This is a genomic window from Nonomuraea sp. NPDC026600, assembly GCF_040638335.1.
GTDB lineage: Bacteria > Actinomycetota > Actinomycetes > Streptosporangiales > Streptosporangiaceae > Nonomuraea.
The window spans coordinates 1-1,833 of the sequence record NZ_JBEZYD010000106.1 but is presented as its reverse complement, the minus strand read 5'-3'; the positions used below and the strand labels follow the sequence as shown (position 1 = coordinate 1,833).

Annotated in this window: 2 protein-coding genes; both read right to left on the bottom strand. The window is 63.3% G+C overall.

Annotated elements, in window-relative coordinates; translation table 11 throughout:
• Positions 1–91: 91 nt before the first annotated feature.
• Positions 92–601: a hypothetical protein gene (locus AB0F17_RS66395; protein WP_358047843.1), complete on the bottom strand. Its 510-nt coding sequence runs from the start codon at positions 599–601 to the stop codon at positions 92–94.
• Positions 602–706: 105 nt separating this feature from the next.
• The gene (locus tag AB0F17_RS66390; RefSeq protein WP_358047841.1) at positions 707–1,669 is read right to left on the bottom strand and encodes a DUF3883 domain-containing protein; all 963 of its coding nucleotides are present in this window, start codon (positions 1,667–1,669) and stop codon (positions 707–709) included.
• Between the last annotated feature and the right edge of the window lie 164 nt (positions 1,670–1,833).

Below are 1,833 nucleotides of genomic sequence, written 5' to 3'. Positions count from 1 at the left end.
GACGGGCGGCGATCCGGGGTCCTCGGCACCCGAAGATCATCCCACCGCGCGGGCGCTGCTCACGCCATCGCGATCTTGAGCTCCTGAATGCTTACATAATTTTGGCGATGGCTGTGGCTGTGGCGTTATGCAGGTTCGCCACGCCCCACAGCGCCCCGCGTAGCATCGGCACTTGACGTTCTAGCGCCCTGCAGTAGTCCCAAACCTGCTCGACTGGGTGTTGGCTGTCCTCAGGTCCCGCGCCGAGGTGGGTGATTCTGCGGGTGAGCGGATTTACGGCGAGCTTCGACCACTGCTTGTTCTCCACGGTGACGGCCGACAGCTCGCCGGTGTCTGGGTGGGAGCCCACAAGCAGCATGTCGATGCGTGCGTCGCTGCTCAGAGTGCTCATTTCCAGCAGCACCATCACGTCGCCGAGCCCGGCCATGAGTAGGACGTCGACGACCGTTTTGATGCTGGCGCGCCATGATTGTTTCTCTGGATCGCTGACGGCAATCTGGTACACCTCGCCGGCCCGGCGGACAAGTGCCCGGACGAGGTCTTCGGTGTCCATCGCGGCCAGGTCACCAGCCGAGCGTGCCAGCAGGTAGCGGGGCTTCACCCTCGTAGCTCCTCGTGGAGGTGAGATGACGAGTGCGCACCGGCCGGACGCCTCATGGGAATCCGGTCGCGGCGGGGTCGTGGTCGAGGCCGTACGGTGCGACCGTCATGAGGGAATGCGGTACTCGAAACGAGTCGGCCGTAGATCCTCTTCAGCGGGTTCCCAATCGGGCAGCAAGGTCACGGCGCCACCGCTGGTGGTGAAGTCGGGGGTAATGCCCGCAACGGTGATGTCGCTGACCACGAATAGGTCGACTTCGGGAAACTCGCGGGCGTGCTGGACTTCGTTGACGGTCAGCTCCACCGACGTGGGAGCGCCCGTGGTGCCCTTGACCTCCACACGCCGCTCGGCGCCAGCTTTGGTAAGACGCAGGTCGTAGGGCTTGCCGACTTCTTCCACCTTCCAGCCGGCCTGCTCGTAGTGCCCTATCGCCAGGTCGACCGCGTGGCGCTCGATAGCCTCGCGCTTTCGCGGGTCGATCTGCCGTCCGGCACCCTTACCGCGGCTGACCCTCCGCGGGAGCGTGGAACGGACCGGCAGCGAGACCGGGCGGGTTTGGCTCAACGGAATGACCAGAGCGCTGCCGGCAGAGGTGAGCTTGGGAGTGACGTCCATGAGCTTGAACAGCTTGTCGGGATCAAATCGGACTGGCTTGCCGAAGCCACGGTGGACGCCCGACTGGCGGATCGCGTCGCTAGCTGCTTCGGGTAATGGGCCAGTTGGGCCCAGAGGAACGGTGGCCAGCCCAGCGAGCGGCTCGATGCCGAACCGCGTCGGATATATGACGCGGTGATCATCGACCTCGTCAGGCCAGTGTGGAGCTGCGCCCTCATACATGTTGCCGACTGCTTGGCATACATACAGGTCGATCGTGTCGTGCAGCCAAGTCTCAAGGCCCACTCGGGGACTCGCGCCTGTTCCGAGGATGACGAAGTCCATCTTGATGCCCGAATAGTCCTCAAGGCGGCTCGGAAATCCCCAGGATCGAGTCTCGAGCCCGAAGGCAAGATTGTCCTGTCCTGTAACGCTTTGGCTGACATGCACCATTAAAAATGAAGCTTCGGACATGTCGGTCACGGTAACCGATGTCTACGACATTCGTTACGCCAGCAGTCGCTGCGTGAGGCGGGCTGCCGCCGCCTGTCGACGACGGGTGAAAACTGACCCCGTGGCGACGGCTGAAAACTGACCCCCTTCAGTCACTCTGGAGGGTGATCAAGGTGGAGGACTGG

Coding starts and splice junctions, on each gene's coding strand:
- AB0F17_RS66390 (WP_358047841.1), bottom strand. CDS start 1,669: ATGTCCGAAGCTTCATTTTTAATGGTGCATGTCAGCCAAAGCGTTACA.